This is a genomic window from Kitasatospora sp. NEAU-69 (genome assembly GCF_057158765.1).
The window spans coordinates 1-13,287 of record NZ_JBWXUE010000009.1 but is presented as its reverse complement, the minus strand read 5'-3'; the positions used below and the strand labels follow the sequence as shown (position 1 = coordinate 13,287).

Sequence of the window (13,287 nt, the reverse complement as noted above, 5' to 3'; positions counted from 1 at the left end):
CCCCACCCTAAGGCAACCGGCTGTCAGGAGTCGGAGTCCTCCTCGCCGTCCTCACCCGCCACGCCCTCGCCCTCGGCCTCGTCGACCACCCAGGCGTTCAGTCGCTCGGCCACGCCGTCCACGCCGAGCCTGCCTTCCCGGACGGCCCGGGCCAGACTTCGCACCTCGCGCGCGGTGGTGGCCACGTGGCAGCCGCTGGCGACCAGGTAGGCGTAGGCGACCGCGGTGGCGAAGAGCTCGTTGGTCCGTTCCAGTGCCGGCACCCGGATCAGCTGGTGCATCAGGGCGGCCGCGCGGTCCTGCGGTTCCGGGTACACCGCGATGTCGAAGATCTCCGCGTGGTGCCGGGCGACGGCGGCCAGCAGCGAGCCGTAGTCGGTCACCTGGGGGTCGCCAGGCGTGTACTGCTCCGCGGTCATGAGCAGCCAGGAGAGGTCGACCTCCAGCTTCAACGGCGTCCGCCCTGCCGGTCGTCGGCCGCTCCGCTGCTCGCGCCGAACTCCGCGAGGAACTCCTGCTCGAACTCCTTCATGAACTGGGCCGCCGCGTCGACGAAGGTCAGCCCAGCCTCGCCCATGTCCTGCTGGACGAGCCGTTCGATGTACTGGTTCATGCTGATCCCCTGCTGCTCCGCCCGCTCGCGGGCCATCTCGGCGGTGGTGGCGTCCACCCGCACGTTGAGCTGCTTCTTACCCATGTCTTCGAAGCTAGCGCTGTCCTGCTAGCACCACAAGGGCGCGCGCAGGGGCGCATCCGGGAAGCTGCGCGCTTCGCCGGAGCGAATACCCGGTGAACGCGGCACGGACCGGGACACCCGCCGCGGCGAGCCCGCGCGGATCCAGCAGCGCAGTGGCCTCAGTGGCTTCAGCGGCCTCAGTGGCCTCAGTGGTGATGCTTGCCGAGGAAGAAGAGCAGCATGACGAAGAAGGCGAAGAAGTGGGTTCCGGCGATGTAGATGGAGGCCCGGACCAGCGCCTGCTTGCGCTTGCTCTTCTCGTCGCGGACGGCGTCGCTCACGGGTGGAACTCCTTGTCGCGGAGGGAGGCGGCTCGGCGGCCGAGCAGCTCGCGGGCGGGCGGGTCCGACGCGCGCAGCTGCGCGAGCAGGTCCTCCTGGCCGGTGATCATCTCGGTGAGGATCCGACGGGCGGCGCGCAGCAGGTCGGCGACGTCCGGGGTGCTGAGCGCGTAGACCACGGTGTTGCCCTCGCGGGTCGCGGTGACCAGGTTGCTGCGGCGCAGCACGGCGAGCTGCTGGGACAGGCTGGACGGCTCGATCTCCATCTCGGCCAGCAGCTCGCGAACCGGGCGCGGGCCGTCCTGGAGGAGTTCGAGGACGCGGATCCGGGCGGGGTGGCCGAGCGTGCGGAAGAACTCGGCCTTGGCCTGGTAGAGCGGGACCGGCATGCGCAGGGGCTTCCATGGGTGGGCGGCAGACGAGGCGGCGGGGATCGCCGAAGCATCCTGCTATGAAGATGAAGAATTCTTCAAGTCGTGGCTGCCGCAGTGCGGCCGGCTCCTGGTGAGCCGACCGCACTGGTGCAGGTTTCAGGCGCCAGACGTCAGACGTGAGGCGTCAGGTCTCAGGCGTCACGCACGTCAGAGCTCAGAGTTCAGAGCTCAGACGTCCTGCGGCTCGAACGGCTCCAGGATCGCCACGCACTCGAAGTGGTGGGTCATCGGGAAGAGGTCGAAGGCCCGCAGCGAGACCGGCCGGTAGCCGCCCTCGGCGAAGAACGCGAGGTCGCGGGCGAGCGCCGCCGGGTCACACGCCACGTACGCGATCCGGCGCGCGCTCAGCCCGGCCAGGTGGCGCACGGTCTCCCGGCCGGCGCCGGCCCGCGGCGGGTCGAGGACGATCAGGTCGGTCGACTCGATGCCCGTGCGCGGCAGCAGCGTCTCCACCTTGTCGCACTCGATCCGGACGTTCTCCAGCTCGGCCAGGTTGTGCCGGGCGTCGGCGACGGCCTGCTTGCCCGACTCGATGCCGAGCACCGCGCCGTCCTCGCCGACCCGGTCGGCCAGCGCGCCGGCGAAGAGGCCGACACCGCAGTAGAGGTCCAGCGCGTTCTCGCCCCACTGCGGGTCCAGGCCGTCCAGCACGGCGTTCACGAGCATGTCGGGAGCCTCAGGGTGGATCTGCCAGAAGCCGCCGTTGCTGACCCGCCAGGTGCGCCCGGCCGCGCGCTCACGGACGAAGTTGCGCCCGTGCACGCGGTGGAACAGGTCCTGCTCGTCGATCCGGGAGATCGAGACCGGCTTGTCCAGCTCGACCAGCGGCAGCTGCTCACCCGGCAGCGGGCGAAGGATCAGCTGGCGGTCCGAGGAGCCGCTGGCCGCGATCGCCTCGACCGAGGCGAGACCGGTCCAGTCCCGCGCCTCGATGCCCAGCTCGGACACGCCCTCGGCCGCGATCAGGCAGCGGTCGATCGGCTGGACGTCGTGCGAGCGGTGCTTGCGCAGGCCGACCTCGCCGCTCTCCGGGTCCACGGCGTACTGCACCCGGGTGCGCCAGGCCGGCACCTCGCCGGCCGGCAGCTTGCCGCCGACGGGCTCGACGCTGCCGTCCCAGCAGGCCTCGGCCGGGGTGAGGCCGGCCAGCTTGGCCAGCTGCTCGGTCAGCACGGCCACCTTGAGCTTGCGCTGGCCGCCGGGGCTGACGTGCTGCCAGTCGCAGCCGCCGCACTTGCCGGGGCCGGCGAACCGGCACGGCGGCTCGATCCGGTCCTTGGCGGCTTCCAGGATCTCCACGGCGTCGGCGCGCAGGAAGCGGGACTTGGTGGTGCCCTCGGTGACCTCGGCGATCACCCGCTCGCCGGGCAGCGCGTGCCGGACGAAGAGGACCCGGCCCTCGTGGCGGGCCACGCAGTGGCCACCACCGTGCGCGACCGCGCCGACCTCGACCTCGTAGCGCTCGCCGACCAGCGGCTCGCCGCCCGGGCCCTTGGGGGCCGGCGGGGCCTTGGGCGCCCGCGGCGGCCGGGCCGCGCGCGGGGCGCCATCACCCTTGGCACCCTTGCCGGCCTGCGGGCCCCTGCCGGACTGGGCACCCTGCGGGCCCTTGCCAGGCTGGGCGGACTTGCCGGACTGAGCGGACTTGCCCGCCTGCGCCGACTGACCCGACTGGGTTCCCTGGGCGGGCTTGGCGATCTTGGTGCTCCGGTTCGGCCGCTGAGCGTCCTGCCAGGAAGCGGCCGGGGCGGCCTGCTCCCCCGGGGCCAGCGGCGCGGTCTGGGCCGTAAGGCCTTCCCGGTCGGTGGCGGCCGGGCGGGCCTGCTTGTTCGACCAGCGCGGCCGGGCGACCTGTCCGACCTTGCCGGCCTTCCCGGCCTGGGCACCCTTTCGGGGCTGACCAGACTTGCCGGAGGAGCGGGGCGGGGTGTTGCGACTCACGAAAGGGCGTCCTTGCTGGCATCTGCGGCGAATCCGACGGAACCCGACGGTACCGTGCGCGGCCCCGAATCGCCGCGCCCGAGCCGACTGCGGACCACGGCAGCGCGGACCGGACCATCACGGGAAGCGGCCCGGAACCACCGCGGGGAGGTGCCCCGCAGCACCGCGGGGAGGCGACCCGCAGCACCGCGAGCTGGTGGTCCGAGCACCCTGCGCGGTGTCCGGGACCCCGCCCGCTCGTCATCCTCCGGGCACCACCGACTCGGTGGCCGTCAACCGCCAGGAGGATGTCTCGTCGAGAGCCTGATCCGATGACCGGATAGCGTGTTGATTGACGAGCTTGCGGGCAACACTCCGGTTGCCGAGCCGCCGCCGACCACGGACGCGGCGCTGACAAGCCCCGCGAGACAGCGGGGCCGGAAGGACAAAAACGGTGTTTGCCCAGGTCAAGACCCCTACAGGACGGGTGAGGTAGCACCGTGCATATCGTCATCATGGGATGTGGGCGCGTAGGGTCCGCGCTGGCCAGAGCGCTCGAGAAGCAGAGCCACTCGGTGGCCGTCGTGGACCAGGACCCGACCGCCTTCCGCCGGCTCGGCTCCGGCTTCAACGGCCGCCGGGTGACCGGCGTCGGCTTCGACCAGGACACCCTGCGCGAGGCCGGCATCGAGGAGGCCGGCGCGTTCGCCGCCGTCAGCAGCGGCGACAACTCGAACATCATCGCGGCCCGGGTGGCCCGGGAGAACTTCGGCGTCGAGCACGTCGTCGCCCGGATCTACGACCCCCGCCGCGCGGAGGTCTATCAGCGCCTCGGCATCCCGACCGTGGCCACCGTCCGGTGGACGGCCGACCAGATGCTGCGCCGACTGCTGCCGGCCGGTGCCGAGCCGCTCTGGCAGGACCCGAGCGGAACCGTCCAGCTGGCCGAGGTCCCGTTCTCGTCCGCCTGGGTCGGACACCGCGTCTCCGTGCTGGAGGAGGCCTCCGGTGCCCGGGTGGCGTTCCTCACCCGGCTGGGCGAGGGCCTGCTGCCCACCCCGCAGACGGTGGTGCAGGAGGGCGACCTGGTGCAGGTGATGGTGCGCCGGACGGATCTGGCAGCGGTCGAGGCCGCGTTCGCCAAGGGCCCGGAGGAGGGTCACTGATGCGCGTAGCGATTGCGGGTGCGGGTGCGGTGGGCCGGTCGATCGCCGGCGAGCTGCTGGAGAACGGCCACGACGTGCTGCTCGTGGACAAGAACCCCGCCTCCATCTCGGTGGAGCGGGTGCCGATGGCGGAGTGGCTGCTGGCCGACGCCTGCGAGATCACCTCGCTGGACGAGGCGGCGCTGCAGCGCTGCCACGTGGTGATCGCGGCGACCGGTGACGACAAGGTCAACCTGGTCGTCTCACTGCTGGCGAAGACCGAGTACGGCGTGCCGCGGGTGGTCGCCCGGGTCAACAACCCGAAGAACGAGTGGCTCTTCAACGAGTCCTGGGGCGTGGACGTCGCGGTCTCCACGCCGCGCCTGATGTCAGCGCTGGTCGAGGAGGCGGTGAGCGTCGGCGACCTGGTCCGGCTGATGCGCTTCAGCCAGGGCAACGCCAACCTGGTCGAGCTCACCCTGGCGAGCGACGCCGAGCTGGTCGGCACCCGGGTGAGCGACGTGCAGTGGCCGGTGGACTCCGCGCTGGTGGCGATCATCCGCGGCGGCCGGGTGCTGGTCCCGGGCCCGGACGACACCCTGGAGGCGGGGGACGAGCTGCTCTTCGTCGCCGCGCAGGAGCGCGAGGAGGAGCTGGAGGCGCTGCTCTCGGCGGACGCCGGCGCGCAGTAAGCCCAGCAAGTGCGGTAAACGCGGAAGGGCCCGCAACCCCAGTGGGGTTGCGGGCCCCTCCGCGTCAGCTCAGGACTCCTCGGGCTGCTCCGCCTTGATCGGCGGCGGCGCGGTCAGCAGGATCCGCCAGGTGACGTACATCGCCAGCAGCATCGGCGGGATGCCGAGCGCCACCTTCAGCCAGCCGAGCAGGTTGACGTTGCCGGTGAAGTAGAGCGGGAACAGGATCAGCGGCTTGATGCCCATGATCAGTGCCCAGGCCCAGGTGGCCTTCGTGTACGCGGCCAGCCGGCCCGGGTTCTTGGTGCGCCAGGTGAACATCTCGCCGGTCACCGGGCCGAGCGTGAGGCCGATCAGCGGCCAGCGGACCAGCGCCGAGACGGCCAGGCCGAGCGCGTAGCCGACGTTCCACAGCAGCCCCGGCAGGTAGAAGTTCTCCGCCTTGCCGGTCTTCATCGAGATCCAGGCGCCGATCGCCACCCCGAAGACGCCGCTGAAGGCGTGCTGGATGGTCTCCCGGCGCAGCAGTCGCAGCACCACGAAGACCGCGCTCAGCCCGAGCGCCGCCCAGGCCGCGGTGGCCACCTGGTGGGTGATGTTGAACGTGACGATGAAGACCAGACCCGGCAGGGTCATGTCGATCATGCCGCGGACCCCGCCGAAGGCCTGCATGATCGAGTCGGCGGCCTCCTTCGCGGCGGCCGCCTCACGGGCGGCGGCCTGCTCGGCGGTCTCCGGTTCGGCCTCCTGCGGGCCTGCGCTCTGCGGCTGCCCCGGGAGCGGGCCGTAGCCCGAGTCGTGGCCCGAGCCGTAGACCGAGGCGTGGACCGCTGATTCCAGTGACGCGTTCAGCGCAGCGTCGACCGCGGGGCCGACGGGGGCGGATGTAGTCAGAACGGGCGGGGCGGCCGGATCGCCGCCGGGCTCATTGCTCACTGGTGGTCGCTCCCCTGTCCCACCGGTCCGACCGGTCGCAGCTCGTAACGAGGGTTGAAGAGCACGCGGCGGCCGCGTGCGTTGCCGATCCGGCCGCTCGCCTGCAGCCGGCGGCCGGGTTCTATGCCGGCGATCGAACGGCGGCCGAGCCAGACCACGTCCAGCGCGTCCGTGCCGTCGAAGAGCTCGGCCTCCAGCGCCGGCACACCCGCGCGGGGCCGGAGCGTCACCGTGCGCAGGGTGCCCGCGACGGTGACCACCTCGCGGTCGCCGGCCTCGGCGATCGGGGTGCAGCCGGACCCGACGCAATCCTGGCGGAGTTCCTCCGCCTGCAGTTCCTCCGGGCTCGACGTGAGCCGGCTGAACATGCGGCGCAGGCGGCCCTGGGGCTGGTCGCTGCTGTTACCACTCATGCCGGAAGGGTACCGGTTGCGACCCCCCTGACGACGGGTCAGGAACGGGATTCACCGGACCCTGGCCCGCTCGAACACATTCCGTCACAGCTCGAAGCGGTATCCCATGCCCGGTTCGGTGATGAAATGGCGCGGGTGCGAAGGATCCGCCTCCAGCTTGCGGCGCAGCTGGGCCAGGTAGACCCGCAGGTAGTTGGTCTCGGTGCGGTAGGCCGGGCCCCAGACCTCTTGGAGCAGCTGGGTCTGGCTGACCAGCCGCCCGGCGTTGCGGACCAGCACCTCCAGCAGGTGCCACTCGGTCGGGGTAAGCCGGACGTCGGTGCCGTCCCGGTTGACCTTCTTGGCCGCCAGGTCCACCGTGAACGCCTCGGTGACGACGGTCGAGTCGTCCTCGCCGGCCACCGGCTCGGCCCGGCGGACCGCCGCACGCATCCGGGCGAGCAGCTCGTCCATGCCGAACGGCTTGGTGACGTAGTCGTCGGCTCCGGCGTCCAGCGCCTCGACCTTCTCGTCGGAGGCGTGCCGGGCCGAGAGCACGATGATCGGGACCCGGGTCCAGCCGCGCAGGCCCTTGATCACCTCGACCCCGTCCATGTCCGGCAGGCCGAGGTCGAGCACCACCACGTCGGGGTGTCTGGCGGCGGCCAGCTCCAGCGCGCTGGCGCCGTCGTGCGCGGCGTCCACCTCGTACTTGCGGGCCTTGAGGTTGATCACCAGGGCGCGGACGATCTGAGGTTCGTCGTCCACGACGAGGACCCGGGTCATGCGTGCTCCGCCTTTCGGGGGGCGTGAGAGGTGGTCAGCAGCGACGTGTCGAGCGCGTCGGCGCCGGCTTCGGCATCGGGCTCCGGCTCGGGGCCGAGCCCGGGGCCGTATGGGTCGGGGCCGTGCTCGGGGTCAGGATCGGGTGGCCGGTCGACGGCGGGCAGCGAGACCACCATGGTCAGGCCGCCACCGGGGGTGTCCTCGGCCGCCAGGGTGCCGCCCATCGCCTCGACGAAGCCGCGGGCCACCGCGAGACCGAGCCCGACTCCGGCGCCGCGGGGCGCGTCGCCGTAGCGCTGGAACGGCGCGAAGATCTTCTCCTTCGCCTCCTCGGGCACCCCGGGCCCCCGGTCGACCACCCTCAGCTCGACCCGCCCGGCGCCGACGGCCGGCTCCAGCGAGTCGGCCTTGACCAGCACCTTCTCACCGTCCGGGCTGTACTTGACGGCGTTCTCGATCAGGTTGGCCAGCGCCCGCTCCAGCAGCCCGGCATCCGCCGGGACCATCGGCAGGTACTCCGGCACCTCCAGGCGCACCGACTCGGGCGGCACGCCGCCGAGCGCCACCGGCACCACCTCGTCCAGATCGACCTCCTGGATCAGCGGGGTGACCGTGCCGGTCTGCAGCCGGCTCATGTCGAGCAGGTTGTTGATCAGATGGTCCAACCGGTCGGCGCCGGCCTCTATCCCGGCGAGCAGCTCGCGCTCGTCCGCCTCGTCCCACTCGACGTCCTCCGCGCGCAGCGAGGAGACCGCGGCCTTGATCCCGGCCAGCGGGGTGCGCAGATCGTGCGAGACGGCGGCCAGCAGCGCGGTGCGGATCCGGTTGCCCTCGGCCTGCCGACGGGCGGCGGCCGCCTCCCGGGCCAGCCGGCGGCGCTCCAGCAGCACCGCCGCCTGGGCGGCGAACGCGCTCAGCAGCCGGCGGTCCTCGGCGGGCAGCACCCGGCCGCGCAGCACCAGCGCGACGTCCTCGCCGACCGGCACGTCCACGTCCGCCGCCTCCGGGCGGGTCGGCGCCCCGGGCCCGCTCTCGGCGGCCAGCTGCCACGGGCTGTGCTCGTCGGCCCGCTCCAGCAACGCGGCGGCGTCCTGCTGGAAGACCTCCCTGACCTGGTCCAGCAGCGCGGTCAGCATCCCCTCGCCGGTGCCGGTCGGCGAGCCGCGCAGCACGGTGCCGGCCAGCACGCTGAGCGCCTGCGCCTCGGCCTGGCTGCGGGCCGCCTCGTGGGTGCGGCGGGCGCCGACGTCCACCACGGTGGCGACCGCGACCCCGACGGCCGTGAATATCGCCACCGCCAGGATGTTCTGCGGATCGTTGATGGTCAGCGTGTGGATCGGCGGGGTGAAGTAGTAGTTCAGCGCGGTCGAGCCGACCAGCGCCGAGGCGATGGCCGGGAAGAGCCCGCCGACCAGCGCCGCGCAGACCGTCACCGAGAAGAAGAGCAGCATGTCGGTCGGCAGGCCCGGCCCGTGCCGCAGATGGGTGAGCAGCAGCGCGAGCAGCGGCGGCCCGGCCACCCCGATCAGCCAGCCGGCGATCGCCCGCGGCCGGCCCAGGTCGGTGACCTTGCGGATCGGCAGCTTGCGTCGGCCGTGCGCGGCGTGCTCGTGGGTGACGATGTGCACGTCGATGTCGCCCGAGTCACGGGCCACCGTCGCGCCGACCCCCGGGCCGTAGATGTACTGCCAGGCCTTGCGACGGCTGGAGCCGAGCACGACCTGGGTCGCGTTGACGCCGCGCGCGAAGTCCAGCAGCGCCTGCGCCGGGTCGTCACCGAGCACCGTGTGGAAGCTGCCGCCCAGGCTCTCGACCAGCGCGCGCTGCTCGATCAGCGCCTGCGGCGAGCCGCCGGTGGCCAGCCCGTCGGAGCGTGAGATGTGCACCGCGAGCAGCTCGCTGCCCGAGCCCTTGGCCGCGATCCGGGCCGCTCGGCGGATCAGTGTGCTGCCCTCGGGACCGCCGGTCAGGCCGACCACGATCCGCTCGCGGGCCTGCCAGGTGCTGTCGATGCCCTGCTCGGCCCGGTAGCTCAGGAGGTACTCGTCGACCCGGTCGGCCGTCCAGAGCAGCGCGAGTTCGCGCAGCGCGGTCAGGTTTCCGGGACGGAAGTAGTTGGAGAGCGCCGCGTCGATCTTCTCCGGGGTGTACACGTTGCCGTGCGCCAGCCGGCGGCGCAGCGCCTGCGGCGACATGTCGACCAGCTCTATCTGGTCCGCCCGGCGCACCACCTCGTCCGGCACGGTCTCGCGCTGGCGCACGCCGGTGATGCCCTCGACCACGTCGCCGAGCGACTCCAGGTGCTGGATGTTGACCGTGGAGATCACGTCGATCCCGGCCGCCAGCAGCTCCTCGACGTCCTGCCAGCGCTTGGCGTTGCGGCAGCCGGGCACGTTGGTGTGCGCCAGCTCGTCCACCAGTGCGACCTGGGGGCGGCGGGCCAGCAGTGCGTCCAGGTCCAGCTCGGTGAACTCGGCGCCGCGGTGTTCCATGCTCCGGCGCGGTACGGCCTCCAGGCCGTGCAGCAGTTCCGCGGTGTTGGACCGGTTGTGGTGCTCGACGAAGCCGATCACCACGTCCGTCCCGCGCGAGACCCGCCGGTGCGCCTCGCAGAGCATGGCGTACGTCTTCCCCACCCCGGGGGCAGCCCCGAGGTAGATCCGCAGCCTTCCGCGCGCCATGCGTCCCATTCTTGATCGAGCCACGCCCGAGGACCACCCCGGACACCTGTTCGCGCTGTCGAGACTACGGGGTGACGGGCAATTCGCCTTCGATGGGGCTGGTCAGGAGGCAGATTTAGCGGCATCTTGACGGGTCGTAGCGGGCCGTCGGGCCCGGTGTGCGGACGGCTCGATCCGCCGGGACCGTACGGCCTGCTCAGTCCACGATGTGCCCGTCCCGCAGCTCGACCACGCGGTCGGCCAGCTCCATCAGCTGCGGGTCGTGGGTGGCCACCAGCGCGGTGACACCCTCGCTGCGGACGACGGCGCGCAGCAGCTGCATGACCGCGCGGCCGGTCTCCGAGTCGAGCTGGCCGGTCGGCTCGTCGGCGATGATCACGGCGGGCTCGTTGGCCAGCGCGCGGGCGATCGCCACCCGCTGCTGCTGACCGCCGGACAGCTCGGTGGGGCGCTGCTCGGCGTGATCCGCCAGGCCGACCAGGGCCAGCAGATCGGCCACCCGCTGCTCGCGCCGGGCGGCCGGGACCTTGCGCAGCCGCATCGGGACGCCGACGTTCTCGGCGGCGGTGAGGATCGGGATCAGGCCGAAGGACTGGAAGACGAAGCCGATCCGGTCCCGGCGCAGCGCGAGCCGCCCGGCCTCGTCCAGACCGGCGAGGTCGGCACCGTCCAGCGTGATCCGGCCGGAGGTCGGCGCGTCCAGGCCGCCGACCAGGTTGAGCAGCGTGGTCTTGCCCGAGCCCGAACGGCCGCGGAGCGCGGTGAGCTCGCCGCGGCGGGCGCTGAACGACACACCGCGCAGCGCGTGCACGGCGGTGGGGCCGCTGCCGAAGCTGCGCCAGACGTCCTGGACCTCGATCATGGGGGCGAGGGTGGACGTGCGGGGCGGAGTCGCTTCCGATCGGTTCGTCGGCTGGGTCATCTGGGCGTTCCCCTTCGATCTGCGGCTGCGCGGCCCGGCGGGTGCCCGGCGCTGCGGCTGTGCGGCTGTGCGACCGCGGCTGGGCTGCGGCTTCGCACCAGTGACGCGCGCCGGGGCGGGGAGGTTGCATCGGCCACCCGTGCGGCGACCCGGGCCGTTGCCGAAGCCGCCTGCGCCGCTTCGACCGTCAACCGGTGGGTTCGACCGTCAACCGGTGGTGAGGCGGTCGGCGAGCACGCCGGCAGCGGCCCCGAAGTTGTTGTCGACGCTCACCGCCTGGCCGTAGCCCGGATCGCCCGGGTGGGAGAGCCTGCGCACCCCGAGCACGCCGACCCGCACGCCGCGCACCGCGACCGCGAACTCCTCCAGCGAGATCACCGGTCGCGCCGAGGCGTCCTGGTACTCCTCCCGCAGCACCGTCACGTCGCCGTCCCCCGCGGCCTTCGTGAGCGCGCCGTGACCGCCCTTGCAGCCGTAGACCCCGTCCAGGATCCGGCCGGCCCGCGCGGCCGCGGTGTCGTCCGGGAAGCTGAGCACGTACTGATACGCGGTCGCGGCGGGTGCGGGCGGCGTGGTCGTTGGGTCCCCGGTGTAGTCCTGACCGGCCGTTTCCTCGGCGCCCAGTGCGCTCAGCGACCCGGCCAGGCAGGCCGGCTGCTCGTCGGCCGGCAGCGCGGCACCGGCCGACAGGCCTCCGGGGGGCTGCGCCGACAGCTGCCACGGCCCGTACGTGCCGGCGAGTACCGGCAACTCGCTCAGGCCCAGCGGCATGCCGCCCTCGTTCCAGGGGCGCAGGGACGGCTCGGCCGGCAACGAAGGCGCGAGGTTCTCGGGCCAGCCGAACATGGTGGCGGAGGTCGGGCCCGGGAGGCCGGACATCGAGGTGCCCGTGGTGGTCCGGCCGAGCGGCGGCAGCAGCACGCCGAGCGACACCACCAGCGCTGCGGCACCGGCCGACACCAGCGCCCGACGACGACGGCGCTTACGGATCGCGCGCCGGACCACCGTGGCGACCGGCGGCGCGAACAGGCCGGAGGTCACGTCCAGCCGCAGGCCTTCGAACTGCGCATCGAGCTCGGCGGGCGCGATCGACTGACGCTTCGGCTCGGGGGGAGTCCCGACACGGGCAAGGCCGATGGATGCGGTAGCGGTAGCTGCGCCACCGAGGCCTGCCGTGCCGCTGGGGACGGCGCGGCGCGGCGCGGCGTCATCACGGTCGTGGTCAGACACGGCTGTTCGCCTTCGTCTTCGGTTTCGACTTCGGATCGGTCGGCGCGGGCGGTGACGACTGCTGCGCCTGGGGTTGGGACTGGGACTGGGGCTGCGGCTGGGGCTGCGTCTCAGGTGACTGTCGTGCCTGGCCGCTCTGTTGAAGCAGCGTCAGGTCCGACCCGTTGTCAGCCGAGCCGGGCACATTATCCTCCGGTTCGGGGTCGCCAAGGAGGCCGGCCAGCGCGGTCCGTCCACGGTGCAGCCTGGCCTTGATCGTGCCCAGGGCCACGCCCTCCTCGGCGGCGATCTCGGCGACGGTGAGCCCGCCCATGTGGTGCAGCACGACGGCTCGGCGCTGCGCCTCGGGCAGTCGGCGCAGCGCAGTGACGAGCGCGACCGACTCGGGCCCTGGGCCGGGCATCGGGTTCGCGGGTCCGTGCCTGGTCCAACTCCGCAACGCGGTGCGGGCGCGGCGCCACCGGCTGATCGCGATCCGCTGCCCCGTCAGCCGTACCCAGGCAACCGGATTGTCGTACCCACTGACTCGCGGCCAGTGGTTCCAGGCCCGGACGAACGCCTCCTGCGCCGCGTCCTGCGCCTCCCCCAGATCACCCGTCAGCGCATACAGGTGCGCGACGAGTTGACGGTGCGAGGCCTCGTAGAACGCCTGGAAGCCGTCGGTCTCCCCCGCGCCCTCGTCCGGCGGCTGGACATTGCCCAGCAGGCCGGGCCGGGGACTTCTCGCCATGCCCCCACCTCCCCCAGGCAACTCCGGCACACAGTCCGCCAAGTGTTCCGGAGGCCCGGCACCGCCCGCAAGAGTCCGTCCACGAGCGAAACGGGTTCGAAACGCAAAGAAGCCCCGATCCGTTATGGATCGGGGCTTCTTCGGAATGATTGTTCGGCGGCGTCCTACTCTCCCACAGGGTCCCCCCTGCAGTACCATCGGCGCTGTAAGGCTTAGCTTCCGGGTTCGGAATGTAACCGGGCGTTTCCCTCACGCTATGACCACCGAAACACTATGAAACTGTCAACCGCACCACACCCTGTACTGATGGTGTGGGGTCGTTGTTTCAGAACAACACAGTGGACGCGAGCAACTGAGGACAAGCCCTCGGCCTATTAGTACCGGTCAGCTCCACCCCTTACA

General features: G+C 72.2%; 14 protein-coding genes and 1 rRNA gene. 2 read left to right on the top strand and 13 right to left on the bottom strand.

All coding sequences use genetic code 11. From position 1 onward, the window contains the following. Positions 1-23: 23 nt before the first annotated feature. From AC060L_RS12455 to AC060L_RS12435, 5 genes are all read right to left on the bottom strand, one after another. Positions 24-452: a fic family toxin-antitoxin system, toxin component gene (locus tag AC060L_RS12455; RefSeq protein WP_483798740.1), complete on the bottom strand. Its 429-nt coding sequence runs from the start codon at positions 450-452 to the stop codon at positions 24-26. Beyond that, positions 449-697, bottom strand: coding sequence for a toxin-antitoxin system HicB family antitoxin (locus tag AC060L_RS12450; protein ID WP_483798739.1), 249 nt, complete (start codon positions 695-697; stop codon positions 449-451). The genes AC060L_RS12455 and AC060L_RS12450 overlap by 4 nt, the downstream gene beginning before the upstream one ends. Before the next feature lie 185 nt (positions 698-882). Beyond that, complete coding sequence (locus AC060L_RS12445) at positions 883-1,017, bottom strand: DUF6126 family protein (protein ID WP_483798738.1); 135 nt, start codon at positions 1,015-1,017, stop codon at positions 883-885. After that, positions 1,014-1,406, bottom strand: coding sequence for an ArsR/SmtB family transcription factor (locus AC060L_RS12440; RefSeq protein WP_483798737.1), 393 nt, complete (start codon positions 1,404-1,406; stop codon positions 1,014-1,016). The genes AC060L_RS12445 and AC060L_RS12440 overlap by 4 nt, the downstream gene beginning before the upstream one ends. 213 nt (positions 1,407-1,619) lie before the next feature. Further along, positions 1,620-2,924, bottom strand: coding sequence for a class I SAM-dependent RNA methyltransferase (locus AC060L_RS12435; protein WP_483798924.1), 1,305 nt, complete (start codon positions 2,922-2,924; stop codon positions 1,620-1,622). Between the two features lie 947 nt (positions 2,925-3,871). Between AC060L_RS12435 and AC060L_RS12430 the strand changes: the two genes are divergently transcribed. Continuing rightward, on the top strand, positions 3,872-4,537 hold the full coding sequence (locus AC060L_RS12430; protein WP_483798736.1) for a potassium channel family protein: 666 nt from the start codon (positions 3,872-3,874) through the stop codon (positions 4,535-4,537). After that, positions 4,537-5,208 (top strand): potassium channel family protein, encoded by a 672-nt coding sequence (locus tag AC060L_RS12425; RefSeq protein ID WP_483798735.1) that lies wholly within the window; start codon positions 4,537-4,539, stop codon positions 5,206-5,208. The genes AC060L_RS12430 and AC060L_RS12425 overlap by 1 nt, the downstream gene beginning before the upstream one ends. A gap of 69 nt (positions 5,209-5,277) precedes the next feature. Here AC060L_RS12425 and AC060L_RS12420 read toward each other — a convergent pair whose 3' ends face one another. The 8 genes from AC060L_RS12420 to rrf form a co-directional block, all read right to left on the bottom strand. Then, positions 5,278-6,144 (bottom strand): DUF3159 domain-containing protein, encoded by an 867-nt coding sequence (locus AC060L_RS12420; RefSeq protein WP_483798734.1) that lies wholly within the window; start codon positions 6,142-6,144, stop codon positions 5,278-5,280. Further along, a complete protein-coding gene (locus tag AC060L_RS12415; protein ID WP_483798733.1) occupies positions 6,141-6,557 on the bottom strand; it encodes an OB-fold nucleic acid binding domain-containing protein in 417 nt (138 codons plus the stop codon). The genes AC060L_RS12420 and AC060L_RS12415 overlap by 4 nt, the downstream gene beginning before the upstream one ends. Positions 6,558-6,641: 84 nt before the next feature. Beyond that, the gene (locus AC060L_RS12410) at positions 6,642-7,322 is read right to left on the bottom strand and encodes a response regulator (protein ID WP_483798732.1); all 681 of its coding nucleotides are present in this window, start codon (positions 7,320-7,322) and stop codon (positions 6,642-6,644) included. Beyond that, positions 7,319-10,003, bottom strand: a complete 2,685-nt coding sequence (locus AC060L_RS12405) for a DUF4118 domain-containing protein (protein WP_483798731.1) — start codon at positions 10,001-10,003, stop codon at positions 7,319-7,321. The genes AC060L_RS12410 and AC060L_RS12405 overlap by 4 nt, the downstream gene beginning before the upstream one ends. Before the next feature lie 196 nt (positions 10,004-10,199). Further along, positions 10,200-10,865 (bottom strand): ABC transporter ATP-binding protein, encoded by a 666-nt coding sequence (locus AC060L_RS12400; protein ID WP_483798730.1) that lies wholly within the window; start codon positions 10,863-10,865, stop codon positions 10,200-10,202. Between the two features lie 267 nt (positions 10,866-11,132). Next, positions 11,133-12,155 carry a hypothetical protein gene (locus AC060L_RS12395; RefSeq protein WP_483798729.1) on the bottom strand — a complete coding sequence of 341 codons (1,023 nt, stop codon included), beginning with the start codon at positions 12,153-12,155 and terminating at the stop codon, positions 11,133-11,135. Beyond that, complete coding sequence (locus tag AC060L_RS12390; protein ID WP_483798728.1) at positions 12,148-12,885, bottom strand: SigE family RNA polymerase sigma factor; 738 nt, start codon at positions 12,883-12,885, stop codon at positions 12,148-12,150. The genes AC060L_RS12395 and AC060L_RS12390 overlap by 8 nt, the downstream gene beginning before the upstream one ends. A 151-nt stretch (positions 12,886-13,036) precedes the next feature. Beyond that, a 5S ribosomal RNA gene (rrf, locus tag AC060L_RS12385) occupies positions 13,037-13,153 on the bottom strand. Positions 13,154-13,287 lie beyond the last annotated feature (134 nt).

Coding starts and splice junctions, on each gene's coding strand:
- AC060L_RS12450 (WP_483798739.1), bottom strand. CDS start 697: ATGGGTAAGAAGCAGCTCAACGTGCGGGTGGACGCCACCACCGCCGAG.
- AC060L_RS12440 (WP_483798737.1), bottom strand. CDS start 1,406: ATGCCGGTCCCGCTCTACCAGGCCAAGGCCGAGTTCTTCCGCACGCTC.
- AC060L_RS12425 (WP_483798735.1), top strand. CDS start 4,537: ATGCGCGTAGCGATTGCGGGTGCGGGTGCGGTGGGCCGGTCGATCGCC.
- AC060L_RS12415 (WP_483798733.1), bottom strand. CDS start 6,557: ATGAGTGGTAACAGCAGCGACCAGCCCCAGGGCCGCCTGCGCCGCATG.
- AC060L_RS12410 (WP_483798732.1), bottom strand. CDS start 7,322: ATGACCCGGGTCCTCGTCGTGGACGACGAACCTCAGATCGTCCGCGCC.
- AC060L_RS12405 (WP_483798731.1), bottom strand. CDS start 10,003: ATGGCGCGCGGAAGGCTGCGGATCTACCTCGGGGCTGCCCCCGGGGTG.
- AC060L_RS12400 (WP_483798730.1), bottom strand. CDS start 10,865: ATGATCGAGGTCCAGGACGTCTGGCGCAGCTTCGGCAGCGGCCCCACC.
- AC060L_RS12390 (WP_483798728.1), bottom strand. CDS start 12,885: ATGGCGAGAAGTCCCCGGCCCGGCCTGCTGGGCAATGTCCAGCCGCCG.